Consider the following 23410-nt stretch of genomic DNA (forward strand, 5'->3'; position numbering starts at 1 on the left):
GTGTGGGGGTGGCGGATCGCCGGTCGCCGGAAAGTCAGGTGCGGTGCGGTACGGATCCGTCCTGCCAGCGGTAGAGGTCGCGCAGCAAGGAAATCTCGGCGCCGTGATGGATCAGCTCCCTGTTGACGTGCAGGACCCTGTTCTCCATGGGAAACCTCTCGGGACCCACCGCGGGTGGATTCTCCAGGTCGGCGTCCGAGAGTCCGCGGACCCCCGCGTTCCATCTCCCATACATCTCATCGAGCTGTTTCAGCGCCTCGTCAGCGGTCCCCGCGTAGGGGAACGTTTCGGAGTCGACGTCCTGGCCGCCGAAGTACCATCCGACCCGATAGCCCAGGCACGAGACGATGATGTGCGCCAGCCGCCAGGCAATCGTCGTCACCGGCGCCGGCTCCGGGCCAGGGGACGCGAAGTCCATCGTCCATTCCCCCGGACCTTCCGCCATCGGTGCGGCCGACGTGTCACGTGTGCGGATGCTCCAGCAGCCGCGCACCGGCTCCCAGAAGTACTCCTCATCGGTAAGACCGTCCAGCCGCGGCCGTAGGTTCTTGTGCCAGTACCAGTCCAGCTGCTCGGCGAGTCGCTCACTTCTTGTCATTTCCGCACACTACATACACCGGAGACCTGGCTGAGACCCTCGCGGACGCCGTCGCCGACCGCGGGCCACGAGAGCGTGCCGCACCGGGAAATGGCGCTGGGGGCTGATGTGGCTTTCGGGTCGCGCCGCCACCAGCGGCTGTCTGGGCCGTCTGCGGTGATCGATCACAGTGATGTGGGGCTCGTCCCGAGAGCTGCCGCGCCGCCGCCACCAGTGCCCGGGGCGCAGCGCCTGCGGGCGGCGGGAAACGGCTCGCCTCTGGCGAATGTTTTTCGCAAAAGGGGAACACGGGGAATATCGGACACGCGGTAGGAGGTAGGTGCGATGTCTACCGGCACGCTTCTGGCGATTGTGATTCCCGTTGCTGTTGTCGTCCTGTTGATCGCCGCAGGTCTCTTCCTCTTCATGCGGCACCGGTCCCTCCGCGAGCGCTACGGCCCGGAGTACGAACGCACCGTCGAGGGCGCCGACAGTCGGCTCGCCGCCGAGCGCGAGCTCAGCGCGCGCGAGAAGCGACACGACAAGCTCGACATCAAACCTCTGCCCGATCGCGTCCGTGAGCGCTACAGCCGTGACTGGGACAACGTGCAGCACGAGTTCGTCGACCGCCCGGAGGATGCCGTACACGACGCGGACCGGTTGGTGACCTCGCTGATGCACGACCGCGGCTACCCCACCGACAACTACGACCAGCAGCTCAAGGACCTGTCAGTGGAACACGGCCGCACTCTCGACCACTACCGGACCGCCCACGAGATAGACACGCTCAGCGTCAACCACAAGGCCACCACCGAGCAGCTGCGCAGCGCCATGGTCCACTACCGGGCACTGTTCGACGACCTGCTGTCCGACGGCGGTCAGACTCGCCACGTCCCGGCCTGAACCCGACCCGCCGGGACCGCCACAGGCACGGAGGAGACATGCCACGCGACGACGTACCGCACACGTCAGACACCCCCTTGTCCACAGAGGACCTCGCCGAGCCTCGCGCCGCCGGCACGGAGCAGAGTGCCCCGGTCTATCCCGGCCAGGCCGACCGCGACGACAGGACGGATGCGGTCGGCGAGACTGCCTCCAGCGCCACGCAACCTGCTGCGACGGGCGCGGACCAGGCAGCGGGTGCTCCGGCCCACGATGCGGATGACATGCCGCAGTTGTTGAATACCCGGGATCAGGAGGGCTTCCGCGAGCGCTGGGAGAACATCCAGAAGAACTTCGTCGACGATCCCCGTGAAGCGGTCGAAGCCGCGGACGGCCTGGTCGCCCAGGTGATGCAGACGCTCGCCACGACCTTCGACGAGCACAAGAAGGCGCTCGAAGAGCAATGGGCCCAAGGCGGTCAGGTCGACACCGAAGCCCTGCGCACGGCCCTGCGCCACTACCGTTCCTTCTTCAACCGCTTGCTCATCACCTGAAATCCCACGGCGCACCTGACTACGGCACAGCGCGGAGGATCGCCGTCGGCTTCCCCAGTCATCAGTGGCCGGCGCACCGGCCGGAAAGAAAGAAGAGCGCCATGATCGCACTTGGCGTCATCCTGCTCATCGTCGGATTCCTCCTGCACATCGGGATCCTGTGGACGATCGGCATCATCCTGCTCGTGATCGGGCTCATCCTGTTCGTCCTCGGCTCCGTCGGCCACGCCGTCGGCGGCCGACGCCACTACTGGTAGCCCCACCGGCCTCCCGGCGCACGGTGCGCCGCCTCAAACCCCCTTGTCCTGTGGCGGGCGGGCAGGCGGGAGTCGTGGAACCGCTGGCCTTGGGCGGCGCGAGCCACCGCGGCCCGCGGCCCGCGGCCCGCAGCCCGCAGCCCGCAGCCCGCAGCCCGCAGCCCGTACGGCTCGGGACCCAACGCGCGTGGGTATGCATTCCCGGGCCCAGCCTGATGGCTCCGTCCGTATCCGACAAAGCGTTGGCGGTTGCCGCAGCTCGCTGCTGTAATAGACACATGCTCGATTCATCACTTACATGCACCTCGGTTGTGCAGGACTGGATCTCCGGCTGGGTGGTCTCGCGGGGTGCGTCCGATCCCGTGGCGCGGCCCTGGGGCTGGACCATCGACGTCGGACAACCGGCCCAGGTCGCGCGGCATGTGGTCGTCGACGCGGACGAGGCGCGCGTGTGCGAGGCCGCCGCCCAGGCGACGGGGGAGGGGTGGTGGCTGAAGGTCTTCCTGCCTGAACCGCACGAGGCGCCGGAAGCTCAGGTCTGCGCGTGGCTCGGGCCGAGGTGGGCGTCCGACGCGGCGGCCTTCCTGATGTCCGTCGAGCTGGCGCCGGTCACGCCCGGTGCGCTCCCACCCGGGTACGCGCTGCGCACCTGGACCCGGGGCGGCGTCGTCCGCGTGCTGGTCGCGGCCCCCGATGGATCGCTCGCCGCGCGTGGGCAGATGGGCTTGGCGGGGGAGGTGGCGGTGGCGGACCAGATCCTCACCACCCCGGCCAACCAGCGCCGCGGCCTCGGCACCGCCGTGATGCGCGCGCTCCAGCGGCAGGCTCTGGCCGCGGGCGCCACTCGCGCCGTCCTCGGCGCGTCGCCCCAGGGGCGTGCCCTGTACGAGTCCCTCGGCTGGCGCACGCACACCGCCTTCGTCAGCCTCCGTCGCACCACAGGGCCGACGGAGTCCCACTAGAGGGCGAGCGGTGTGGAGAGCGGGACCGGCGCCCGACGCAGGCCCTCCAGCATCAAGTGAGAGAGGACTTCGAGGACTGCGTCCATGGCGTATGGCAGGGCGGAAGCGCCGGGGGACTTGTCGATGTCGAGGGCGTCGGTCCTCCGGGCCGGGCCGCCGTAGAGTACTCGCTGTGACCCCTCACCGAATGCCTGCTGCGGAGGTTTCAGTCTCGGTTCACTTGGTGCGCCGCCTGCTCGACGAACAGCACCCCGACCTGGCGGGTCGGCCGGTCGAGGTGCTGGCCAACGGCTGGGACAACCTTGTGTGTCGGCTTGGTGAGGAGTTCCTGGTCCGGTTGCCCCGGCGGGCCATGGCCGCCAGTCTCGTCGCGCACGAGCAGCGATGGTTGCCGGAGTTGGCCGACCGCCTGCCGTTGCCTGTCCCGGCGCCGGTGCGGTTCGGGCGGCCGACGGCTCAGTACCCGTGGCCCTGGAGCGTCGTGCCGTTTTTCCCCGGCCGGACCGCGGCGCGATCGGAGCCCGACGACCCCGAGTCGGCCGCTGCGGTGCTCGGCTTTTTTCTGCAAGCGCTGCACGTCCCGGCTTCTTCGGCCGCGCCTGTCAACCGAGCTCGCGGAATTCCGTTGGCAGAACGTGCCAAGGGTGTCCTGACCGGGCTGGCACACGTGGATCCGGGCGATCGCGCCACCGCACTTCAGATTTGGGAAACGGCCGCCGCCGCACCCGTGTGGGACGGGCCGCCGGTATGGCTGCACGGAGACCTGCACCCGGCCAACATCCTGGTCGACTGCGGCCGAATCAGCGCCGTGATCGACTTCGGAGACATCACCTCCGGTGATCCCGCCACCGATCTGTCCGTGGCGTGGATGCTGTTCACGGCCGAGCAGCGTGCCACCTTTCGACGGGCTTACGGCCACGCGGACGACGCGACCTGGGCGCGGGCCCGCGGGTGGGCACTTGCCCTGTCCCTGGTCTTCCTGTCGCACTCGGCGGACAACCCGCTGATGCGCGGCATCGGCGAACGTACCTTCCACGCGGTGCTGGAGTAGAGGACGGCCTCGAGGATCGACCCGGCAACTGTTTCCGAACCTCGGACGAACCCGTGCGGCTCGTGGAACGTGATCCCGGAGGCTCCCCCGTTTTCGGCCCTCCCGCAAGGCCGCCCTCCCCCAGCACCCCGCTTCACTTGCCTGACACGGACCGGGCCGGCCCCCAAGCGCGACCGGGTGGCTGAACTGCGGCGGAGCGGGGCGCCGGGCCTGCCGCCCGGCAGCCTGGCCCCCGCTACTCTCCACGGTTTCCCACACGGTGCGTGTCTGGCATGGGTGCGGTCGTTCGTCCGCTCTGCACGAGATCACTCGTAGGTCGTCGCAGCGCGCAGAGCTCGTGCGAAGAAGCTCCATCCGCCGTCGGCGGGCAAGTCTCGCCCGGCGTTGCTGTACCAGCCGTCCCGCGTCGTCGATCCACACTGCCGGCGACTCCAAGGAACTCGCGAGATCCGCGTTCTCCCACGAGTGACCCTCCTCGACGTGGCTGTGGTGGAGGGCACGGACGAGGGCAGCGAGGTCTTCTCTGCTGCCGACATGGTCGATCTTGCCCTCGGCCTGGACGGGGTAGGTGTCGTGCGTCGGTGCTGATGTAGGTGCTGGACAGTCGGCGGACCAGGGACGACGCCGCCGACCGTGCCGCGCAGCGGAGAGAGCACAGGCGCGGACCCTCAAGAGATCGTCGCAAGTGGGGCACTGACTCATTGGTACAGGTGAGCCAGAGCCTTTTCGTTCACGGGGTAGGGGCGTTCACGTGGCAGGAGTTGCCGTGCGGCGTCCAGGTCTCCGTCCTGTACATGCGTGTGGATCGTGTGGGTGAGTGACGTGACGTCGGTGATGGAGACGGTCCACTCGTCGGCGTAGCGGCGCGCGGCTTCGTCGGCGAGGCCGAGCTGGAGCGAGCGGTGGGCGAGCGGCTTCAGATGCAGATCGCGCTCGGGGTCCCACTGCACCCGGGTCGGGGCCCGCTTCAATTGGCGCTTCCACGTGTCGCGGTCAGCGTGGAGCCCGTGCTCGTAGTGGGAGAGGCAGGCGTGTTCCAATGCCCATTCGAAGCCTCCACGGGAGATCTCGACGGCGAGGACGGTTTCCTGCCCTTCTTTGGTGCCCCACCCGCTGCGGTACATCATCCACAGGAACGACGGCTTGATCCACGTCATTCGGTCACGTTGCCACACCGCTGGGAATCGCCCCTCCTGGGCGGCCGGTAGGCCAATCTCCGGGGCGTACGCCTGGTAGACGGTGACCGTGGTGTCTGTGTGCAGGGCTCGAATCTGGTATTGGGGTTGTGCCACGGGGACCAGGGTGGGCGCACTGTTCCGCGCGCGCCATCGAATTACCGCGGTGCGAGGCAACCGAGCCTCAGGTGGCAGATGAGAGTCGCGGCGATGCCGGCGAAGGTGAGGAAGCGCGCGACCTTGCACTCTCAGGACGTCGTTCGGCTGTGTACCTACGTGATGGACGTAGACCGGCGCGCCGAACGCGGCGGGAACGGCGCCGCGCATCACATGTTGCACGCTCACGGGGCTGGATACGGCGGCATTCAACTCTACGAACGTGTGCGGCTGCTGACTGCGGTCGATCGCGATCGCGATCGAGCTCGGCGGCCGGCCGGCCGGCCGTCCGGCTGTGCCGCCGCTTGCGGCTGGCGGCGGGCCGGACCTGGTCAAGGCTCCATGCCGGCCACGGCATTGGTCACGGCGCGGCCGCTGAGTCAGGGGATGGGCTCAGCAACACCGCTTGCGGATCCCCCGGAAACCTGTAGCAGATCCCAAAGAATGACGTCACGGTCGATCAACGACCCAACCCCGCGCTCGGAGGTGTTCCCAGGCCCACCTCTGCCGGGGGGCTGGGCCGCTGGTGCGCTCAGCGGGCCGCTCATAGCGTCGGAGCATGATGGATGCCACGAACGCACAACGAACGGGTACCACCAGGCGGGCGGCACTGCGCGGTCTGGGGCTCGCGGCCGGGGGCACGGCCCTGGCCGGCGGGCCCGGAGTCTCACGAGCGGTGGCGGAGCCACGTCACGGGCCTACCACCTACGTGCTGGTGCACGGTACCCACAGCGCCGGCGCGTTCTGGATGCCGATCGCGCGGGAGCTGACACTTCGCGGTCACCGTGCCGTCACGGTGGACCAGCCGCGGCATGGCACGGAAGCTTTCGTCCCGGAGTCGTACCAGCGGCAGGACCTCAAAGCGATGGCCGTCGAGCCCTCCCCGCTGAAGGGCCTCGCGCTGGACGACTACGAGGCGCGCGTCACGGGCATCGTGCGGCGCGCGGCGCGGAACGGCCCGGTGGTGCTGGTCGGGCACAGCCTGGGAGGCGTATCGGTCAGCCGTGTCGGCAATGCCGTCCCGCATCTGCTCCACCACATCTGCTACATGGCCGCCTTCTGCCCCAGCCGTGCCCTGCCCACAGCGGACGCCTGCACGGCGGCACCCGAGAACGCCAACGCCGTCAGCCCGGTCGAGCTGACGGTGGGTGACCCGGACCAGCTCGGGGTGCTACGGCTGAACTTCCGGACGGGCGACAGCCGTGAACTGACCCTCCTGAAGGAGATGATCTGCGCGGACTACCCCTATGCCGACTTCCGCCGGATTCTGGCCGGCATGCAGACCGACGAGCCCATCGCCGCTTACGCGGGCCGAGCGGTCGGCCGGGCTGACAGTTGGGGACGCATTCCCCGCACCTACCTGCGCTTCGGTGAAGACCGGACGATCGCCACCGCGCTCCAGGACAGGATGGTCGCGGAGGCCGACGCACTCACACCCGACAACCGCTTCCGCGTACATGACTTTCCCGAGGCCTCGCACGTAGGCCCTCTGGATCCCGCCCCCATCACAGAAGCCCTGCACACACTCGCGGCGTAGGCGCAGTCCGGTCGGCCCGGTCGCGGCGCAGGCGATCGGGCCGCCACGGTCGTCCGTCCGGCGTACCACCGTGCGAGGAGCGGCTTCAGGGCGACTTCCGTGGACACTGTCGAACGGCCGCCGGAGGACTTGAATGGATCACGCGATCGTGGGCACTCCGCCCCATGCGCGCAAAAGGCTCTTGGCCGAGCAGGGCCATTAGGCACACCTTCGTCAGGCACACCTCCGTTCGGCAGAGGAAGGACGATCCGATGTCCGACACACCCCGTTCTCAGCCCCGGCGACCGGAACCGGACTTCCCGCAGCAGGACCAGGAGCACCCTGGGTGGACCGGTCCCATGGACCCGCCGCCGGATCACGGCGAAGACTCCTACCGGGGCAGGGGCCGGCTCCAGGGCCACAAGGCGGTACTCACGGGCGGTGACTCGGGCATCGGCCGAGCTGTCGCACTTGCCTTCGCCAGGGAGGGCGCCGACGTGCTGTACACGTATCTGCCCGAGGAAGGCGAGGAGGCGGCGGAAACCACCCGCCTCGTTCAGGACGCCGGTCGCACGGCGGTAGCTGTCGCCTGTGACATCCGGGAGGAACAGCAGTGCCGACGGCTGGTCGATCGCGCGGTGGAGGAATGGGGCCGCATCGACATCCTCGTCAACAACGCCGCTTACCAGATGTCGCAGCCGGACGGTATCGCGTCGATCACCACCGAGCAGTTCGACCGCGTGGTGCGTACGAACCTGTACGGGATGTTCTGGCTGTCGAAGATGGCGCTGCCGCACATTCCGCGGGGCGGCTCCATCATCAACACCACCTCGGTCCAGGCGTACCAGCCCAGCCCACATCTGCTGGACTACGCCATGACCAAGGGTGCCATCGCGACCTTCACCAAAGGACTGGCCCAGATGGTGGCCGCGGACGGCGTCCGCGTCAACGCCGTGGCGCCAGGGCCCGTCTGGACACCGTTGATCCCGGCGACGCTCCCGGACACGACGGAATTCGGAAAGCAGTCGCCCATGGGCCGCCCGGCCCAGCCCGCGGAGATGGCTCCCGCCTATGTCTTCCTCGCCTCTCCGGAAGCGAGCTACATCACCGCGGAGATCGTCAACGCCACTGGTGGATCACCCCTGCCGTGATCCCTGCCGCAGAGTGCGCGCGGGTCAACGGACCAGGTGACGAGCGACGAGTGACCACTGCACGGACAGCAGTGGACCGAGGACGGACCGGTTCGGAGGGGGCTGGATGTTCGAAGGGTTCCGAGAGGTGCAGGTCGATGTCGGCGAGGCGTCTGCCTTCGTGCGCTACGGCGGGGAAGGGCCGCCCGTGGTGCTGCTGCACGGCCATCCCCGCACATCGGCGACGTGGCATCGGGTCGCTCCCCGGCTCGTGGCAGCCGGTCACACGGTGGTCTGCCCGGACCTGCGAGGGTACGGGCGTTCCCGAGGCCCGCGATTCACGGCAGACCACGAGGGTTACTCGAAACGCGCCGTCGCCGGGGACGTGGTGGCCGTGATGCGCCACCTCGGCCATCGGCGGTTCGCGCTCGTCGGACACGACCGCGGGGGCAGCGTCGCGCTGCGCCTCTCGCTCGACCACCCCGAAGCCGTCTCCAGAGTGGCGTTCCTGGACTGTCTGCCGTTGACGGAGCACCTGTCGCGGATCACGACCGAGTTCGCCACCCAGTGGTGGCACTGGTTCTTCTACGCACAGCAGGACATCCCGGAGCGGGTCATCACGGCCGATCCCGACAGCTGGTACCGGGGCGAACCCGACGTCATGGGGCCGGAGAACTACGAAGAGTGGCGGCAGGCCACACGCGATCCCGACGTGGTGCGGGCGATGCTCGAGGACTATCGAGCGGGCCTCACGGTCGACCGTCGGCACGAGGGGGCCGACCGGGCTGTCGGCGCGCGCATAGCCTGCCCCACGCTGGTCCTGTGGTCGTTGCGGGACGACCTGGAAGACCTCCACGGCGACCCTGTCGCCATCTGGCGCCGGTGGGCCACCGATGTCCGTGGGCACGGCTGTACTCGATAACGCGGGCACCCTGAGCGGACGAGTTCAGGGCGGGCGGGGTCCTCTGATCGCAGCTCCGGACGGACGCGGTGCTGCGGGGTGTGACTCGCGCGTACGTGCGTTTGGTTGCGGGTAGTGGCGGCTACTCGGCTCCGGGAAGCCTGCGTCGCAGCGAGGGACGGCGGCGACGGGACCGCGCAGAGGCAGACGAACAAGGGGTTGGTCGCGATGACCGTCGCGACACAGCGGGGCGGCGGAGGCGGTTCCAGCGGCCTTTACGACGTACTGGAACTCATCCTCGACCGCGGGCTGGTGATCGACGCGTACGTGAGGGTCTCCCTTCTCGGTATCGAGATACTCCAGATCGACGTACGGGTCGTCGTAGCCAGCGTCGATACCTACCTTCGCTTCGCCGAAGCGTGCAACCGCCTCGACCTGGAAGCGGGGCCGGGCAAACCGGCCGGGCTCACGGAGCTCAACCGGTCCGGGGCACGCGGCAAGACCAAGGGAGCCCTGCCCCGTGCCGAGGAAACGATCTCCGGCACCTTCCAGCAGGCACGTCACGAGGGCCGGGAGCGTCAGAGCGACCGAGCCGCGCGGAGGAGAGGGGAATGACAGATGAGCACCTACGTCTACGGAATCATCCGCGCCTCACACCCCTCCCTCGCCAAGGACCTGGACGGCATCGGAGACCCTCCGCGGCCGGTACGCGTGCTGCGCCAGGGCGAGCTGGCCGCAATTGTCAGTGACGCCCCCGATCAGCTGCGGCCCAAGCGCCGCGACCTGCTCGCCCACCAACGTGTCCTGGCCGAGGCTGGAGCGGGCGGCGTGGTACTGCCGATGCGGTTCGCCAGCGCCTCTCCGGACGACGACACGGTGACCGAGGTGCTCGCCGAGCGTGCGGAGCACTTCCTCGAGCGGCTGCGGGCGCTCGACGGCACAGCGGAGTACAACGTCAAAGCCAACCACGACGAAGAGGCCGTGATCCGCCTGATCATGACCGACCATCACGACATCCGGTCCCTGGCAGAAGCGAACCGCGAGGCCGGCGGCGGCACACAGGAAGACAGGATCCGGCTTGGGGAGATGATCGCCGCCGCTGTCCAGGAACGCGAGGCAGCTGACGCGCGGCTGCTCCACCAGGCGCTGGAGCCGTTGGCCGAGGCGGTCAGCGCCGGACCGCAGAGCAGTGGCTGGCTGGCCAACTTCTCCTTCCTGGTGGAGGGCGGTTCAGCGGAACGATTCCTGGCCGCGGTCGACGCATTCCGCCGCGAGCATCTGCATCTCGAGCTGCGTGTCAACGGCCCGCTGCCGCCCTACAGCTTCGTCGACACCCCCTCCTCCCGGCAGGTCGACGGCGGCACCGCCGAAGCGTTCGGAGCCGCGGCAGCCCAGCCGGACGGGTAAGAGGTCGCGGAGCCTGACAGGAACGGCTGGAGCCCCCTCTGCGGGTGATGTCTGCCGGGCCTGGAACAGCGGTGATGGGCAAACACACGGTGTTCTACGACGACGTCATCGACGCGGTCCATCTGTTCGGCCTGCTGGCACGCTATGGGACGTTGTGCCTGCTGATCGTGGACATGCGGCCGCTCCCCCCGGCGTGGGCCAGCGGCGCCGGATCAGGCGGGGGGGGGAAAGGCGTCAACGAAAAGACAGCCGCTAGGAAGACCGTGGCGGCGAAGAAGACGGCCGGGAAGAAGACGGCGGCCAAGAAGACGACGGCCAAGAAAACGGCGGCCAAGAAAACGGCGGCCAAGAAAACGGCGGCCAAGAAAACGGCGGCCAAGAAGGCGGCCAGCCGCCCGCAGGCCCGCCGCAGTGCGTGGTCGGCGCCGTGGCATGGTCGGCGCGGGCGCGTGACCGGCACGTGCGCGCGGGGTGGCTAGCGGGTCAGATCGCCTGCTTTACCGCGTGCAGGGAGCCGTTGAGGGTGCCTTCTTGCTGTTCGTAGTGGGAGAGTGCCAGGCCGAGGCCTATGAAGGTCGGTGCCCATTCGCCGACGAAGATTCCCCATCGGTCGGCTCGCTCGATGCCGGCCTGTTCTGCCTTGAGGCTGGCGATCCAGGATACGAAGCTGAGACCGATGGATGACAGGCCGGCGAGGTAGGCGTGTTCGCTGCGGATGCCCATGTCGTGCATCTTCTTGATCACCATGGGGGCTCTCCGATCTGTGGCGGCTCCTGTCGGGTACCACACTGATTCCTCCCATACATCCCTCATGGATGCATATGAAGCAATATTCCCGACAAGATGCCCACCCGGTGACAGCCGCGACCGAGGCTGTGCCCCTCGACCATCGGAATGCTCCTGGCCGTCAGTCGGCCAGCCCCCGCGGCCAACTTCGCTCCGAGCGAGACTGTAGATCCCTCGGTGTGACTCCCGATCATGGAAGAAGCATCGATGACCCGTGAGAACACCGACCTGGTCACACCGTTCGTTCGACAGACCCGGCGCTGTCGTGTCACAGCGGGCACGGCTGGCCTGTCTGTTGTTGTGACCGAACAAGCGCCTGTCGAAGCGGCGCAGGTATGACGTGAGGAGCTGCCATGCGGGTGGCCGTGCTCGATGACGGTAGTCCCCTCGGCTCAGGGACCGTGGAGCAGGTGAAGAATCACGGTCTCGACGTCGTCGTGATCTTCAACCCGCGCGGATCCGGCTCTGTCACCCAGGCCGATCTGGCGGACAAGCTCGCCGGCTGTTCCGTCGTGATCGACCTTGCCGGGCCACCGAGTCTTGGCGACGGCACGCTGACGGAGGAGTACGGCCTCGTGATCGACGAGGAGTCCCTCCTGTCACGCGTCAGGGACTCGGTATCGATGCTGCTCGCCGCCGAAGCTGCCGTCGGAGTGCACCACCACATTGCCCTGTCCGTAGTGGGTGTCGACCGGATGGGGACGGAGGGGGCCTTCCGGGCCCTGCTAGGGAAGGAACGGATGGTGGCGGGCTCCGGGGTCCCGTACTCCATAATCCGGTCCACCCAAGTGTTCGAAACGGTCGTCGATGTGGCCGAGGCAGCCACTGAGGACTGGATCGTGTGGCTGCCGCCGGTTCGGACGCGACCGGTGGCAGGGGAGGAAGTGGCCACGCTTCTCGCTCACACCGCAGCGTTCTCACCATTGCAGGGTGTGAAGGAGATTGCCGGTCCCGAACAGTTCAGGCTCGACACCTTCGTACGGCAGGCGCTGACCGCGGAGCACGAGCACCGTCAGGTCTTCACCGACTGGCGCAGCACCTTCTTCGGTAGTCGGGTGCGGCGCGATGATCTGCTTCCGGGGCCGGGCGCCTACATCGCACAGCGGCTCTATGGGGAATGGCTCATTGACCGGACGGGGGAGGGGCACAGGACGTCCTGACCAGCGCTCGCAGTCGTGCACGAATCGGTGCCGGCGAGGGGCCGAGCACGACTTGCGGCGGTTGCCCGGTCTACGGAGGGCGGGTACGGCCGTCGCGGCGTTCTCCGCGTGAGGCGGCTCCGGTCGGCATGAAGGCGCCTGCTCCGTGGTGGGCCGACGCCCGGCACGCCGGCACGCGGCAGATGACGGAGGCATCCATGGGGCCAGGGCGCCGGTGACGCGTTGTCAGGAGGGGTCGAGTTCGACGACGACGCGGTAGCTCGCCGGTTCCGAGGTGATGTGCAGGTCGGGGTCGTCGAACATGCGCCGTAGCGAGGCATGCCACTCGGGATTGTCGGTGGCTTTGTCGAGGGCGGTCCCCGACGTCCACTCCGCGATGTGGACGAAGCGGGTCTCCGGGCCTTCGCCGAGGGGACGGTGCAGGCGGGAGCGGAGGAAGCCGGGCTGGGCCGCCATGATTCGGGCGTTCTCCTGGTACACCACGGTGAAGTGGTCGGCTTCGTCCGTCGGCACGGTGTAGCTCTTGATGACGGTGACGGGTCCGTCGGTGCTGGTCTTCGACGCGAGGGAATGGCTCATGTCCCCACTGACCGACGACGCCCCGCGCTTGTGACGGGTCGACGGGTGCCGATGTACGCGATCCCACTGGGAGAGACGAAGACCCTCATACGGTGTGCCCGACGGCACTTCGCGTGAGAGCCCTCTTGTCACTGCTCGACTACGGGGACACATGGCTCAGCTGCCGCCGTTCTCCCAGTGGTGAACGGCGGCGGGTGCGGTCACGTCGTTCGTGTAGACGTGGGCGGCACGGCGCTTGTACTGGATCGTGTACAAATTGCTATCCGCTCCGCACAGTGACTTTGACACCGTGTGACCGGCTCGGTCCGCTCTGGCTTTTAGTGCACGGAGCCGAGAGGGCTTCGGTCAGGACTCCTGGGCGCGGTAGAGGCCGCGGCCGGCCCGGCGTACGCGGGAGGTGCCGACCAGACGGTCGAGCGTGCTGCGCACCGCATTGATGCTCCCGGAGTCGGTGTCACGGCCGAGCGCCGCGGCCACGTCGCGCGCGCGGACCTCCGCGTCACCGACGCCCGTGAAGTACTCCAGGATCTGTTCGGTGAGCGCGCCGTAGCTGCGCGGTTCGTCGGCCTCCGCATGCGAGGAGGCCGTCGGCTTCTCCTTCTGCGTGGGCTCCGCCTGTCGCGGCGCGGACTGCTTTCGCGCCATGCGGGCGGCGGGCGTGACGACCGGAGTGTCGGCCTCCGCCTGTTCGGGCTGCTCGGCGGCGCGGCGCCCGGAAGGCTCGGCCATGAGGACCGTCAGGGCGCTCAGCGCGCGCTGGACGGAGTCGAGGTGGGCGGCCACGGCGGCCAGTTCCCTCTCCAGTGCCTGCTTCTGGATCTCCAGGCGGGCGAGGTCCTCCTGGAGGCTCTCCGCAGTGACCTCAAGCTCATGCGCTGCGCGAGTTGCCGAGACCATGTCTTCCTCTCATCCTCAACCCTCCGTGCCGCGCCTCGCTGAAGTCAGCTGCGGTGCCGCTCGGCCGGGACCCGGGGAGATGTGTGTGTCTGCATCGTATGTCACAGCGTACGAGGTGTGGACCCGGAAGATGCAAGATGGTGCTGCGAGGTCCCGTCGAGCCAGGTGACTGCCACCGTCCCTTCTCCCTTCGCGAGCGGCGCCTCAGCGGTGCGGACTGCTCGCGAAGGTGGCGCAACCGATGCGCCGAACTCCTGGCGCAGGCGTCGTCCTCACTTCTGCTGCGTGGCCGGCCGGTTCCAGTGCCGAAGCTTGTCAGGGTTGAGGACCGCCCAGATCTGCACGACGCGGTCGCCCGCGACGTCCAGGCTGATGACCGCGGCGACCTCGTCGCCGTAGCGCACCACGATTCCGGTGCGGCCGTTGACGGACTGGCAGCGCAGTGTGGTGCGGGGGCGGCCGGCCAGGAGGGTCAGCAGGCTGCGGGTGACGCGCCGTGCGCCATGGACGGGCCGGGCCAGGGTTCTGACCTTGCCACCTCCGTCGAAGAACACCGTGGCGTCCGGTGCCAGGAGGGACGTCAGGCGGGCGGGGTGCTCCGCCACGCAGGCCTGTCGGACCGCTCGCACCACACGGTCGTGCTGTTGTGGTGTCGTGGGGTGTGCCCACCTGGCCCCAAGGCTGTGCCGGGCCCGGGCGGCGAGTTCGTCGCATTCTTGTTCCGTCTGTCCGACGATGGCGGCGACCGTCCCCGGAGCCATCCCGAACACGTCGTTGAGGACGAACGCGGCCCGCTCGGCCGGTGACAGCGTGTCCAGCGCATCCAACAGGGCCTGGCTCACTTCTTCGTCCAGGTCCTGAGGGGGCGCCGCGCCGTCCGGGCCCGGCCGCGACCGCCCGGCCGGTGCCAAGCGCTCCAGACAGATGCCGCCGACGGTCGTCACCAGCCAGGACCGGGGTTCGGCGATACGCATCCTGTGGGCGTCGGACAGGTCGTACCAGCGCCGGTAGGCCTCCGCCACGACGGCGTCGGCGTCCTGGCTCCGGCCCAGCATCCAGTAGGCCACGTTGAGCAGTCGGCGCCGCTCGTCGAGCAGCTCCCCGATCGGCACCGTCTCGTCGTCCTGTACCCGGTCCATCTGGCATCGCCCCTTCGCACAGCACCCGACAAGGCGGTGCCACCCCTGATTCCTGCCGTTGTCCGCCGCGGCCGCCGAGAATGGGGCAGTCCGCCTCGTCCGGCGGGTCCAGCCGATGCACTGCTGACCGGACAGGGACAGATCGTGTGACACGGTTTCCCGGTCGCCCATGGCTGCGCCCCCGTGCGCAGGCGGGCCGCAGGTTGAGGGTGGAGCCGCTCTCTGTCTCCCACGCGGCGCAGGTACGGCACGTTGTCCAGGTCCGCCCCGGGCACCGTCAGGTGTGTGCGTCGACGGCCGTCACGCGCGTTCCCGTCATCAGCTCGACGTCGTGCTCGCGGTACCAGTTCTCGGAATGCACGAAGGCCGCGGCGGTCCGCGGATCCGCGCCGCTCGTCGCCGTCGCCGTCGCCGTCGCCGTCGGCGTCGGCGTGGGCGTGGGCGTGGGCTAGCGTCCGGTGCCCTGCGCCCAGTGCGCCTCGAGGGCGGCGGCCACCTCCGCGGGCCGCTCCAGCACCGTCCAGTGGTTGCAGTCGAGACGGAGGACGCGGGTGGCGCGCAGGGCGGCGCCGAGTTCGTCGCCGAACTCGATCTGGCAGGCCGGGTCGCGCTCGCCCCAGAACACCAGCGCGGGCGCGGTGACGTTCGACAGGGCCGGTTCCCACTCCGGCCCCATGGTCACCGCGGACCGGTACAGCCGCAGGATGCTGTCCTTCATCGTGCCGTCGACGTGCCGGACCATCTCCTCCACCGGTTCGGCGGGCGCGTCGAAGCCGTTCACCAGGTCCTTCGCGAAGGACTCAGGGTCCAGTTCGGCCATGAACCGCTCGCCGGCGACGGGGTCCTGCCAGGTCTCGGCCAGCGGGTGCCAGACGTAGCGGGAACTGACGGGTCCGTTGCCACCGGCCCAGGTGCGCACCAGGTCGGGGCGGAGGGAGGCGACGCGGGCGGTGAGGATGCAGCCCCAGTCGTGACCGACCAGGTCCACGGGCTCGCCGACGCGCTCGATGCGTTCGACGAGCCAGTCGACGTACTCCTCCTTGCTGGATCCGAAGCCGATGGGGCGGGGGGTGCCGAACCCGGGCAGGTCCCAGGCCTCGACGTCGGAGCGGGTCAGGTGTCGGCGCACGTCGTTCCACGCGCGGTGGGTGTCGGGAACGCCGTGGATGAGGATGGCGGGCATGTCGGTACATCTCTCGTGATAGGGGCCGCGGCCGCATCCGGGGAGGCTGTGCGGTCACGGCGGGCCGGGACGACGAGCATCATGTGCTGCGCCGAATGCACCCAACATAGTGGCACACGGTGTCACGAGTGTAGGCCGCTCAGCGCGACGACCGGTGTCCTGAGTACGGGTTCACCCGGTGCGGACGCGGGCGGTCCCGCGGTACTGACCGTATGGCGCGCCTGAACGGCGACCCGTCGCTCCCTTCGACGCGATGTGACACAAAGAGCGCCGTCCCGGCGGTGGCCCCGGTGTCACACGTGCGGGCCCTCGCCTGTCTGTCCTTCTGCGGACCTTGCCCGGGCCTCCTCGGCCGCGGTCCGCTCCACCACCGGCAGGCACACGGCGACGGCCCGCAACGACTGATCGTCGTGACCAGCGACCGCAAGGACCCACTTATGTCGACCGTCGTCCCGTACCCAGCGCTGACAGGTGTCTACACCATCGACCCGGCACACAGCACCATCGGCTTCTCCGTCCGGCACGCGGTGATCGCGAACGTGCGCGGGCGCTTCGGCGCGTTCGAGGGGCTGGTCAAGCTGGACGGGTACCAACTCAGCCGCTCCGAGGCTTACTTGAGCGTCCAGACCGGCAGTATCGACACCAGCAGCCCGGACCGGGACACCCATCTCGCGGGTCCGGATTTCCTCGACGCCGCCACCTATCCGCTGATGGTCTTCCGCTCCGCCGGCCTCGCCGACCGTGGAGACGGCCAGTTCCGTCTGATGGGCCACCTCAGGATCAAGGACGTCGAACTCCCTCTCCACATCCACCTCGCCTTCGACGGGGTCACGCGGGACGAGAGCGGAGACCACCGTGTCGGTTTCTCCGGCACCGCCCTGGTGCGCCGCTCCGACTGGGGGCTCGGCGGGAACACACCCGAACAAGCCGGCGGTGTCCTCCTCAGTGACAAGGTCAGGCTCAACTTCGACGTCTCCGCCGTCCGCCTCTCCCGCTCGTATGCCGCATGACCAACCCCGCACCACAACACCGACCGCCCCGCGCGGTCCCCGCCGGCAGCGATGCCGGTGACCACAGGTCGGTCCGCAGCCGCGGCCGAACCGTACGCACGAGATCCAGGTGAGACCCCCCATGAATCAGCAAGACACCACCGTCCAGACCGGGTTGCGCTCCATCACCACGATGAAGGACCTGCGAGAGCACCTTCAGTGGGCCATCGAGCTGGAACACGCCACACTGCCGCCCTACCTCACAGCCCTCTACTCGCTCGACCCCGAGCGGAACGCCCACGCCGTCGAAGTGGTCAGCAGCGTGTTCGTCGAGGAGATGATCCACCTCGCGCTGGTGGCGAACCTCCTGAACGCGGTCGGCGGGCAACCTCGCGTCGACACCCCGCGGATACTGTCGCCGCATCCGCGGCCCATGCCGCACGCCGACCCCTCCATGCAGCTGTCCCTGCTGCCGTTCGGTCAGGAGGCGGTCACCATGTTCCTCCGCCTCGAACAACCCGCCCACCCGGGCGACCCGGCCGAGAGCGACGCCTACATGACGATCGGCCAGTTCTACGACGCGGTCGAGAAGGGCCTGCGACACCTGTGCGCCGAGCTCGGCGAGGAACAGGTCTTCACCGGTGATCCCGCCCGTCAGGTGGCCGCAGGACCCTTCGGGCACACCGGCGGGCGGCTGAGCCCGGTCACCGATCTCGCCTCGGCGCTCTCCGCCCTGGAGGAGATCGTGGAGCAGGGCGAGGGCGCGGCACGTGTCGACGTGTGGGACGGGGACATGGACATGTTCCACCCGCAGACCAAGGCGGTCTCGCACTACTACCGCTTCCAGGAGCTCGCACAGGGCCGGCGCTTCCAGCCGGGGGACACACCGGAGACAGGGCCCACCGGCGAGACGCTCACCCTCGACCCCGCCGGGGTGCGCCCGATGCGGCCCAACCCGAGGCTGGAGGACCATCCGGAGGGCAGCGCGATCCGCACGGCGCAGGAAGCGTTCAACATCGCCTACGGCAAGCTGTTGCGGCTCCTGGAGCAGGCGTTCAACGGCAATCCCGCGATGCTCGGGGTGTCGGTGGGCACGATGTACGCGCTCAAGGGGCAGGCACAGAGCCTGATGTCGATGCCCGACGGCGAGGGCCTGACCGCGGGCCCGACCTTCGACTACGTCGCTCCCGAAGATCGCGGCTGACCCCCGCACACATGGTGGCCCCCTGGACGACGGTCCAGGGGGCCACGACGTTGGTGCGGGTCAGCGGGGAGGAGGGCGGCGTCGAACCCCAGGGCCTTGACGTTGTCGGCGTCGTGGGCGGCGTCGCTGAGCACCGAGCCGCCGTAGGAGTGTCCGGTTAGGACCTCTTTGAGGGAGAGCGAGGTGCGGACCCGCTGGTAGGTGGAACTGCGGTTCATGAGGGGCCCTTTCTGGAAACGGTGTGCTGTCACCTTCGAGGACCGTGCGCGTGTCGCAGGTATGGCACTTTGTGCCTTTTCAGTGCTTTTTGCTGGTGAAGTGGTCTTCACCGGTGATCTCCCGGTACTCCTGGACGGTGGGCTTGAGGATCTGTGTCCCCTCGCCGTAGAAGCCACGGCTGAGCCGGGCGCGCAGCCGCCGCACCCTGTTGCCGGCGTGGCCGTCTCCGTCGCGTTGTCCCGGGTCGAGGGGCCGGTACTGCTCGTGGGCCGTGAGGGCATGGAGTTCGTAGGGGTCGAGGGGCTGGTGCACCTCCACGTACTCGCCGTGCGGCAGGCGCTTGATGATGCCTGTCTCGCGGCCGTGCAGGACCTTGTCGCGATCGCGGCGTTGCAGACCCAGGGCGATGCGCTTGGTCACGAGGAAGAGGACGACCGGTACGACGAACAGGGCGATGCGGACCGTCCAGGTGACCGAGTTGACCGACAGGTGGAAGGTCACGGCGATGATGTCGTTCGCGGCTCCGAGCAGAGCCACCAGGTAGACCCCGAGCCACGCCACACCGAACGCCGTGCGCACGGGCCGGTTGCGTGGCCGTTCCAGCAGGTGGTGTTCGCGGTCGTCGTCGGTGACCCAGGCCTCGATGAACGGGTAGGCGCCCATGACGAGGAAGAAGCCGACGCCGGCAAGGAGAGGGATCAGATTGTCCAGGGCAAGGGTGTGGCCCCAGAGGTTCACCTCCCATCCGGGCATGACACGCAGCAGCCCGTCGGCTATGCCCATGTACCAGTCGGGCTGGGATCCCGCGGAGACCTGATCGGCGCGATAGGGGCCGAACTCCCAGACGGGGTTGATCTGGGCGATCGCGGCGATGGTGAAGACGGTCCCGGCGACCAGACAGAAATAGCCGGCCGCCTTGACCACGTGGACCTGCATCGGCGGGCCGACCACGTTTCGCTCCGTACGGCCCGGCCCCGGGTACTGGGTGTGCCGGTGCCGGTACCCGACGAAGGCGTGGAAGGCGACGAGCGCCAGCATCAGTGCCGGGATGACCAGGACGTGGATCACGTGGAAGCGGGCCACCAGGTCGTGCCCGGGGAACTCGCCGCCGAACAGGAACATCGACAGGTAGGTGCCGACGACCGGTACCGACAGAAGCGTCCCGTTCACCACGGCGAGCCCGGTTCCCGACAGAAGGTCGCCGGGGAGGTCGTAGCCGGTCAGACCACCGAACATGCCGAGGACGAGCAGGGCGAAACCGGCCACCCAGTTCAGCTCGCGCGGCTTGCGGAAGGCGCCGCTGAAGAACACGCGCATCAAGTGGGCCAGCACAGCGGCGACGAAGATCAGCGCCGCCCAGTGGTGGGCCTGACGGATGAGCAGGCCGCCGCGTACGTCGAAGGAGATGTGCATCGTCGAGTCGAACGCCTCGGACACCAACTGGCCGCGCAGCGGAGCGTAACTGCCCTCGTAGACGACCTCGTTCGACGACGGGTGGAAGTAGAACGTCAGATACGCGCCGGTGATGAGCAGGACGACGAAGCTGTAGAGACAGATCTCGCCCAGCAGGAACGACCAGTGCTCCGGACGGGCCCTGCGTGTGCCGGTCGTGCCGGTCGGCCCGATGCCCATCCGTGTTCTGGCCCAGTCGGCGATTCGGTCACCGCTGCGGCTGCCCGCCGTGGTGACCGGTTCGATTGCGTCACTCATGTCATTACCACCATCAACACGTCATCGGGAGCGCCTTGCGGCCGGGTCCGCGCAACGAACGGTGCGTGGCGAGGAGTCGCCGCACCGGGTTTCGTTGCCCTCGTGAGAAGGGACCGGGAGAGTGGTGAAGGTGTGACATGACGCCGTAAGAAACGATCATGCCCGAGGTGTCCTGGTCAGGAGGCCTTCGCACCGATCCGCTCGACGTCCTCACGTGCCGAGCGTCGGCGTGTCGCGCGGCGCTCGCTCTCCGTCGTGCCGCCCCAGACGCCCTCGACCTGCCCGACGTCCAGCGCCCACCGAAGACAACGCTCCCGCACGGGGCACCGGGCGCACACGGCCTTCGCCTCGTCGATCTGGACCAGCGTCAGACCCGCGGTGCCGACGGGGAAGAACAGGTCGGGGTCGACATCCCGGCAGGCCGCTCTCTCGCGCCAACTCATGGCAGTGCCTCCTCACTCGTCGCGGATGCCTCTCATGGATCTGACCGTCCGAAGGGAGGTCCTGTGACATTCCATGAGAGGAAGCAACGGTGTGAAATACAGTGTGACAACAGACACAATGTCTTGAGTGGGGCCCAGGGTCGCCGCACCATCAGGGAGTTGTGAACGCCACACAGGGCCCGAGGCCCCTTCCCAGCCCAGCCGTCGATCCCCGGGACCCCCTCTCCCCGGGCACCCACACACTCGTCGTCCGGCACGGCACGGCCGCTGTCGACCAGCGCTACCACGTCGCCGGAACCGGACCGGTGTGCGTCGCCCACTCCGGAGGGCCCGGCATCGGCTGGGAGTACCTGCGCATGCCCGAGCTGGAACGCAGCATGACCGTCGTCTACCTCGAGCCGGTCGGCACGGGCGAGTCCGGCCGGCTGGCGGACCCGCGCGACTACACCCTCGCCACCTACACCCACTTCCTGCACGCGGTGATCGAGCACCTGGGCCTCGCCGAGGTGGCCCTGCTGGGCCACTCCCACGGCGGCTTCGTCGCGCAGCGCTACGCCCTCGACCACCCCGAGCGCCTGGCGTCCCTCGTCCTGTACGACACCTCACCGATGACGGGAGAGGAGTTCTGGGCGGCCGCCGTGGCCGACATGGAGAGCTTCGTCCAGCGGCACGCCGACGAGCGGCCGGAAGTGGCCACCTACGTCGCGGGTCTCACCACGCGACCCGACCGGTCCGACGACGAGGGCGCGACGAAGGTGCTGCGCACCATCTCGCCCGCCTACTTCCACGACTACTGGGGCCGCGAGGAGGAGTTCGCCGCGGGGCGGGCGTCCCTGCGGATGTTCGCTGCACCGGCCTGGGGGGTGGAGCCCCCGTTCGACGTCCGCGGGGAACTGCCCCGGCTCACCGTACCGACCCTGGTCCTGGCCGGCGGGGACGACTTCATCTGCGGGCCGCGCTGGGCGCACATGATGCACCGGCTCCTCCCCGACGCCCGGCTGGTGATCCTGGGGGAGACCGGCCATCTCGGGCACATCGAGCGTCCCGAGAGGTTCACGGCGGCCGTGCGCGACTTCCTCAGCGGATGACCGTACGGGCGTCGCTCTCGACGATGAGGAAATGCCACAGGACGGGATCCGCGTCCCGGGAGCCGAGAGCGCGGACCGCGTCCCCGACGGCCTGTTCGTAGCGGGACGCGGTACGGCGCAGCGCGGCGTGACCCGCCGGGGTCAGCAGCATCTGCACGCCGCGCCGGTCGTGGTCGACGGCGCGCGAGATGATCAGGCCCTGTCGGCGCAGGCGTGTCATCAGCCTGCTCGTGGCGGACCGACTCAGGCCGAGCCCGTCGGCCACGTCCCCGAGCCGCACGGGTTCGGCGCCGGCGTCCCCGGCGGAGCTCCTTCCCAGGTGGCGCAGGGCCTGTACTTCGCTCAACCCGAACCCGGTCTCCTCGCGCAGTCGCCGCTCCACCGTCCCCTGGACCCGGCGGTGGAGGCGGTCGAGGGCGTCCCACCGGTCGGTCGCGCGGAGCTGCGTGCGGTCGTCGGCGGGACCGGTGCGCACCTCGCACACCATGTCCCCGTGCGACGTGCCGGTCATGCGATGGCCCGGTCGGAAGGCGCGCCGTCGCGTGCGGCCGTCCCCTCGCCGGAGTACGGCGCGTCCTGGCCGGTCAGCACTTGCTCCAGGCGGTCGAGGTCTCCTGTGCGGGCGGCGGTGAAGATCGCCTGAACGAGCCGCCGATGGGTGGCCGCGTCCACGTGCTGCCGGTGCCGCCGGTTGTTCAGCCTGTCCTGCGCGCGGGAGACCTGCTGCCGAGCGTTCGCCACGGACAGCCGGAGCAGGTCGCCGATCTGGTCGTAGGGATAGCCGAACGCCTCGCGCAGCACGTACGCCGCGCGCTGGTTGGGGGTCAGGGTCTGTAGAAGCAGCAGGACGGCATGCTCCACCGAGTCCTGGCGCTCGGCCAGGGCCTCCGGTGTCATCCCGGCGTCCGTGGACTCCGGCAGCCAGGGGGTGGCACTGGACTCGCGGCGTCTGCGTGCCGACTGGAGCACGTTGATGGCGAGCCGGACGGTCGTCGTACGGAGCAGCGCACCGGGGTCGGCGACGACGGTGCGGTCCGTGCCCTGCCAGCGCAGCCACGCCTCCTGGATGACGTCCTCGGCTTCGCCGGGATCTCGGAGTATCCGGTTGGCGATCTTGAACAGTCCTGGCCGGACGCGGCCGAACACGAAGGCCGCGTCGTTGAGTTCGACGGGCGCGGCAGTGATGGTCACCATCATCGACTGCGGACTCTGCCGGGCTGCGATCACGGATGTGTCCACGAGCGGCTCCTCTGTTGGCTGGGGATCGGCGGCTTCCCTCGCCGCCGAAACCAACTTCGCGCCGTCAGGGGCACTGCCGCGCCCCTGACAGACCGTGGGGCACCCCGTGGTCGTACCGTGGCCGCCACGTGGCCAGGGCCTCCCACCCCCTGGCCCGCAGGCCCCCGGGGGCCCGCCACCCCCTGGCCCCGGACACCCCCCGGGGC

At 69.0% G+C, this 23410-nt stretch carries 26 protein-coding genes; 15 read left to right on the forward strand and 11 right to left on the reverse strand.

All coding sequences use genetic code 11. The features are described from left to right. Window positions 1-34: 34 nt before the first annotated feature. On the reverse strand, window positions 35-598 hold the full coding sequence (locus tag AAW13_RS35160; protein ID WP_046731418.1) for a DinB family protein: 564 nt from the start codon (window positions 596-598) through the stop codon (window positions 35-37). 324 nt (window positions 599-922) lie between these two features. On the opposite strand from AAW13_RS35160, the gene AAW13_RS35165 reads away from it, so the two are divergent. The 5 genes from AAW13_RS35165 (at window position 923) to AAW13_RS35180 (ending at window position 4283) form a co-directional block, all read left to right on the forward strand. Then, entirely contained in the window at window positions 923-1480 is a 558-nt protein-coding gene (locus tag AAW13_RS35165; protein WP_046731419.1) for a hypothetical protein, read from the forward strand. 38 nt (window positions 1481-1518) lie between these two features. After that, complete coding sequence (locus AAW13_RS35170) at window positions 1519-2013, forward strand: hypothetical protein (protein ID WP_046731420.1); 495 nt, start codon at window positions 1519-1521, stop codon at window positions 2011-2013. Between the two features lie 101 nt (window positions 2014-2114). Continuing rightward, window positions 2115-2270 (forward strand): DUF6131 family protein, encoded by a 156-nt coding sequence (locus tag AAW13_RS46140; RefSeq protein ID WP_167391763.1) that lies wholly within the window; start codon window positions 2115-2117, stop codon window positions 2268-2270. Window positions 2271-2581: 311 nt separating this feature from the next. Continuing rightward, the gene (locus AAW13_RS35175) at window positions 2582-3232 is read left to right on the forward strand and encodes a GNAT family N-acetyltransferase (protein ID WP_240528821.1); all 651 of its coding nucleotides are present in this window, start codon (window positions 2582-2584) and stop codon (window positions 3230-3232) included. A 172-nt stretch (window positions 3233-3404) separates the two neighbouring features. After that, on the forward strand, window positions 3405-4283 hold the full coding sequence (locus AAW13_RS35180; RefSeq protein WP_240528822.1) for an aminoglycoside phosphotransferase family protein: 879 nt from the start codon (window positions 3405-3407) through the stop codon (window positions 4281-4283). A gap of 698 nt (window positions 4284-4981) precedes the next feature. Here the strand turns inward: AAW13_RS35180 and AAW13_RS35185 are convergent. Further along, window positions 4982-5575 (reverse strand): DUF4291 domain-containing protein, encoded by a 594-nt coding sequence (locus tag AAW13_RS35185; RefSeq protein ID WP_046731423.1) that lies wholly within the window; start codon window positions 5573-5575, stop codon window positions 4982-4984. Window positions 5576-6323: 748 nt separating this feature from the next. Here AAW13_RS35185 and AAW13_RS35190 point away from each other — a divergent pair. The 6 genes from AAW13_RS35190 (at window position 6324) to AAW13_RS46465 (ending at window position 11047) form a co-directional block, all read left to right on the forward strand. After that, window positions 6324-7151: an alpha/beta hydrolase gene (locus AAW13_RS35190; protein ID WP_046731424.1), complete on the forward strand. Its 828-nt coding sequence runs from the start codon at window positions 6324-6326 to the stop codon at window positions 7149-7151. Window positions 7152-7402: 251 nt separating this feature from the next. After that, the gene (locus tag AAW13_RS35195) at window positions 7403-8281 is read left to right on the forward strand and encodes an SDR family oxidoreductase (protein WP_046731425.1); all 879 of its coding nucleotides are present in this window, start codon (window positions 7403-7405) and stop codon (window positions 8279-8281) included. Window positions 8282-8387: 106 nt separating this feature from the next. After that, a complete protein-coding gene (locus AAW13_RS35200) occupies window positions 8388-9182 on the forward strand; it encodes an alpha/beta hydrolase (protein ID WP_079179086.1) in 795 nt (264 codons plus the stop codon). A 207-nt stretch (window positions 9183-9389) separates the two neighbouring features. Further along, window positions 9390-9776, forward strand: coding sequence for a gas vesicle protein GvpJ (gene gvpJ, locus AAW13_RS35205; RefSeq protein ID WP_046731484.1), 387 nt, complete (start codon window positions 9390-9392; stop codon window positions 9774-9776). A gap of 3 nt (window positions 9777-9779) precedes the next feature. Further along, window positions 9780-10568 carry a GvpL/GvpF family gas vesicle protein gene (locus tag AAW13_RS35210; RefSeq protein ID WP_046731426.1) on the forward strand — a complete coding sequence of 263 codons (789 nt, stop codon included), beginning with the start codon at window positions 9780-9782 and terminating at the stop codon, window positions 10566-10568. Window positions 10569-10642: 74 nt separating this feature from the next. After that, window positions 10643-11047 carry a histone H1-like repetitive region-containing protein gene (locus tag AAW13_RS46465; RefSeq protein ID WP_240528823.1) on the forward strand — a complete coding sequence of 135 codons (405 nt, stop codon included), beginning with the start codon at window positions 10643-10645 and terminating at the stop codon, window positions 11045-11047. A gap of 4 nt (window positions 11048-11051) precedes the next feature. Here AAW13_RS46465 and AAW13_RS35220 read toward each other — a convergent pair whose 3' ends face one another. Further along, window positions 11052-11315 (reverse strand): hypothetical protein, encoded by a 264-nt coding sequence (locus tag AAW13_RS35220; protein WP_046731428.1) that lies wholly within the window; start codon window positions 11313-11315, stop codon window positions 11052-11054. Between the two features lie 392 nt (window positions 11316-11707). On the opposite strand from AAW13_RS35220, the gene AAW13_RS35225 reads away from it, so the two are divergent. Then, complete coding sequence (locus AAW13_RS35225; protein ID WP_046731429.1) at window positions 11708-12514, forward strand: SDR family oxidoreductase; 807 nt, start codon at window positions 11708-11710, stop codon at window positions 12512-12514. 225 nt (window positions 12515-12739) lie between these two features. Here AAW13_RS35225 and AAW13_RS35230 read toward each other — a convergent pair whose 3' ends face one another. The 4 genes from AAW13_RS35230 to AAW13_RS35245 form a co-directional block, all read right to left on the reverse strand. Continuing rightward, entirely contained in the window at window positions 12740-13093 is a 354-nt protein-coding gene (locus tag AAW13_RS35230) for an antibiotic biosynthesis monooxygenase family protein (protein WP_046731430.1), read from the reverse strand. Window positions 13094-13438: 345 nt separating this feature from the next. Next, window positions 13439-13990, reverse strand: coding sequence for a hypothetical protein (locus AAW13_RS35235; RefSeq protein WP_046731431.1), 552 nt, complete (start codon window positions 13988-13990; stop codon window positions 13439-13441). 272 nt (window positions 13991-14262) lie between these two features. Beyond that, window positions 14263-15129 (reverse strand): sigma factor, encoded by an 867-nt coding sequence (locus AAW13_RS35240; protein WP_046731432.1) that lies wholly within the window; start codon window positions 15127-15129, stop codon window positions 14263-14265. Window positions 15130-15577: 448 nt separating this feature from the next. Beyond that, a complete protein-coding gene (locus AAW13_RS35245) occupies window positions 15578-16312 on the reverse strand; it encodes an alpha/beta fold hydrolase (protein ID WP_046731433.1) in 735 nt (244 codons plus the stop codon). A 437-nt stretch (window positions 16313-16749) separates the two neighbouring features. Here AAW13_RS35245 and AAW13_RS35250 point away from each other — a divergent pair, with 437 nt between their 5' ends. Both AAW13_RS35250 and AAW13_RS35255 read left to right on the forward strand, forming a co-directional pair. Beyond that, window positions 16750-17322, forward strand: coding sequence for a YceI family protein (locus AAW13_RS35250; protein ID WP_046731434.1), 573 nt, complete (start codon window positions 16750-16752; stop codon window positions 17320-17322). A gap of 121 nt (window positions 17323-17443) precedes the next feature. Then, complete coding sequence (locus AAW13_RS35255) at window positions 17444-18505, forward strand: ferritin-like domain-containing protein (protein ID WP_046731435.1); 1062 nt, start codon at window positions 17444-17446, stop codon at window positions 18503-18505. A 297-nt stretch (window positions 18506-18802) separates the two neighbouring features. Here the strand turns inward: AAW13_RS35255 and qcrB are convergent, their stop codons facing one another. Both qcrB and AAW13_RS35270 read right to left on the reverse strand, forming a co-directional pair. Continuing rightward, window positions 18803-20434 (reverse strand): cytochrome bc1 complex cytochrome b subunit, encoded by a 1632-nt coding sequence (gene qcrB, locus AAW13_RS35265; RefSeq protein ID WP_046731436.1) that lies wholly within the window; start codon window positions 20432-20434, stop codon window positions 18803-18805. Between the two features lie 176 nt (window positions 20435-20610). Then, the gene (locus tag AAW13_RS35270) at window positions 20611-20877 is read right to left on the reverse strand and encodes a WhiB family transcriptional regulator (RefSeq protein ID WP_046731437.1); all 267 of its coding nucleotides are present in this window, start codon (window positions 20875-20877) and stop codon (window positions 20611-20613) included. A 161-nt stretch (window positions 20878-21038) separates the two neighbouring features. Here AAW13_RS35270 and AAW13_RS35275 point away from each other — a divergent pair, with 161 nt between their 5' ends. Then, window positions 21039-21965 carry an alpha/beta fold hydrolase gene (locus AAW13_RS35275; RefSeq protein WP_046731438.1) on the forward strand — a complete coding sequence of 309 codons (927 nt, stop codon included), beginning with the start codon at window positions 21039-21041 and terminating at the stop codon, window positions 21963-21965. Here AAW13_RS35275 and AAW13_RS35280 read toward each other — a convergent pair. Beyond that, the gene (locus AAW13_RS35280; protein WP_052768636.1) at window positions 21955-22476 is read right to left on the reverse strand and encodes a MarR family winged helix-turn-helix transcriptional regulator; all 522 of its coding nucleotides are present in this window, start codon (window positions 22474-22476) and stop codon (window positions 21955-21957) included. The genes AAW13_RS35275 and AAW13_RS35280 overlap by 11 nt on opposite strands. Beyond that, window positions 22473-23204: a sigma-70 family RNA polymerase sigma factor gene (locus AAW13_RS35285; protein WP_052768637.1), complete on the reverse strand. Its 732-nt coding sequence runs from the start codon at window positions 23202-23204 to the stop codon at window positions 22473-22475. The genes AAW13_RS35280 and AAW13_RS35285 overlap by 4 nt, the downstream gene beginning before the upstream one ends. Window positions 23205-23410 lie beyond the last annotated feature (206 nt).

Origin of the sequence: Streptomyces humi, assembly GCF_001005085.2 — a bacterium.
GTDB classification, from domain to species: Bacteria; Actinomycetota; Actinomycetes; order Streptomycetales; family Streptomycetaceae; genus Streptomyces; species Streptomyces humi.

Bases quoted from the DNA above. Each gene is read 5' to 3' on its own strand.
- AAW13_RS35280 (WP_052768636.1), bottom strand. From the start codon at position 22,476: ATGACCGGCACGTCGCACGGGGACATGGTGTGCGAGGTGCGCACCGGT.
- AAW13_RS35165 (WP_046731419.1), top strand. From the start codon at position 923: ATGTCTACCGGCACGCTTCTGGCGATTGTGATTCCCGTTGCTGTTGTC.
- AAW13_RS35210 (WP_046731426.1), top strand. From the start codon at position 9,780: ATGAGCACCTACGTCTACGGAATCATCCGCGCCTCACACCCCTCCCTC.
- AAW13_RS35200 (WP_079179086.1), top strand. From the start codon at position 8,388: ATGTTCGAAGGGTTCCGAGAGGTGCAGGTCGATGTCGGCGAGGCGTCT.
- gvpJ (WP_046731484.1), top strand. From the start codon at position 9,390: ATGACCGTCGCGACACAGCGGGGCGGCGGAGGCGGTTCCAGCGGCCTT.
- AAW13_RS46465 (WP_240528823.1), top strand. From the start codon at position 10,643: ATGGGCAAACACACGGTGTTCTACGACGACGTCATCGACGCGGTCCAT.
- AAW13_RS35250 (WP_046731434.1), top strand. From the start codon at position 16,750: ATGTCGACCGTCGTCCCGTACCCAGCGCTGACAGGTGTCTACACCATC.
- AAW13_RS35160 (WP_046731418.1), bottom strand. From the start codon at position 598: ATGACAAGAAGTGAGCGACTCGCCGAGCAGCTGGACTGGTACTGGCAC.
- AAW13_RS46140 (WP_167391763.1), top strand. From the start codon at position 2,115: ATGATCGCACTTGGCGTCATCCTGCTCATCGTCGGATTCCTCCTGCAC.
- AAW13_RS35170 (WP_046731420.1), top strand. From the start codon at position 1,519: ATGCCACGCGACGACGTACCGCACACGTCAGACACCCCCTTGTCCACA.
- AAW13_RS35245 (WP_046731433.1), bottom strand. From the start codon at position 16,312: ATGCCCGCCATCCTCATCCACGGCGTTCCCGACACCCACCGCGCGTGG.
- AAW13_RS35230 (WP_046731430.1), bottom strand. From the start codon at position 13,093: ATGAGCCATTCCCTCGCGTCGAAGACCAGCACCGACGGACCCGTCACC.
- AAW13_RS35220 (WP_046731428.1), bottom strand. From the start codon at position 11,315: ATGGTGATCAAGAAGATGCACGACATGGGCATCCGCAGCGAACACGCC.
- AAW13_RS35235 (WP_046731431.1), bottom strand. From the start codon at position 13,990: ATGGTCTCGGCAACTCGCGCAGCGCATGAGCTTGAGGTCACTGCGGAG.
- AAW13_RS35270 (WP_046731437.1), bottom strand. From the start codon at position 20,877: ATGAGTTGGCGCGAGAGAGCGGCCTGCCGGGATGTCGACCCCGACCTG.
- AAW13_RS35225 (WP_046731429.1), top strand. From the start codon at position 11,708: ATGCGGGTGGCCGTGCTCGATGACGGTAGTCCCCTCGGCTCAGGGACC.
- AAW13_RS35195 (WP_046731425.1), top strand. From the start codon at position 7,403: ATGTCCGACACACCCCGTTCTCAGCCCCGGCGACCGGAACCGGACTTC.
- AAW13_RS35240 (WP_046731432.1), bottom strand. From the start codon at position 15,129: ATGGACCGGGTACAGGACGACGAGACGGTGCCGATCGGGGAGCTGCTC.
- AAW13_RS35255 (WP_046731435.1), top strand. From the start codon at position 17,444: ATGAATCAGCAAGACACCACCGTCCAGACCGGGTTGCGCTCCATCACC.
- qcrB (WP_046731436.1), bottom strand. From the start codon at position 20,434: ATGAGTGACGCAATCGAACCGGTCACCACGGCGGGCAGCCGCAGCGGT.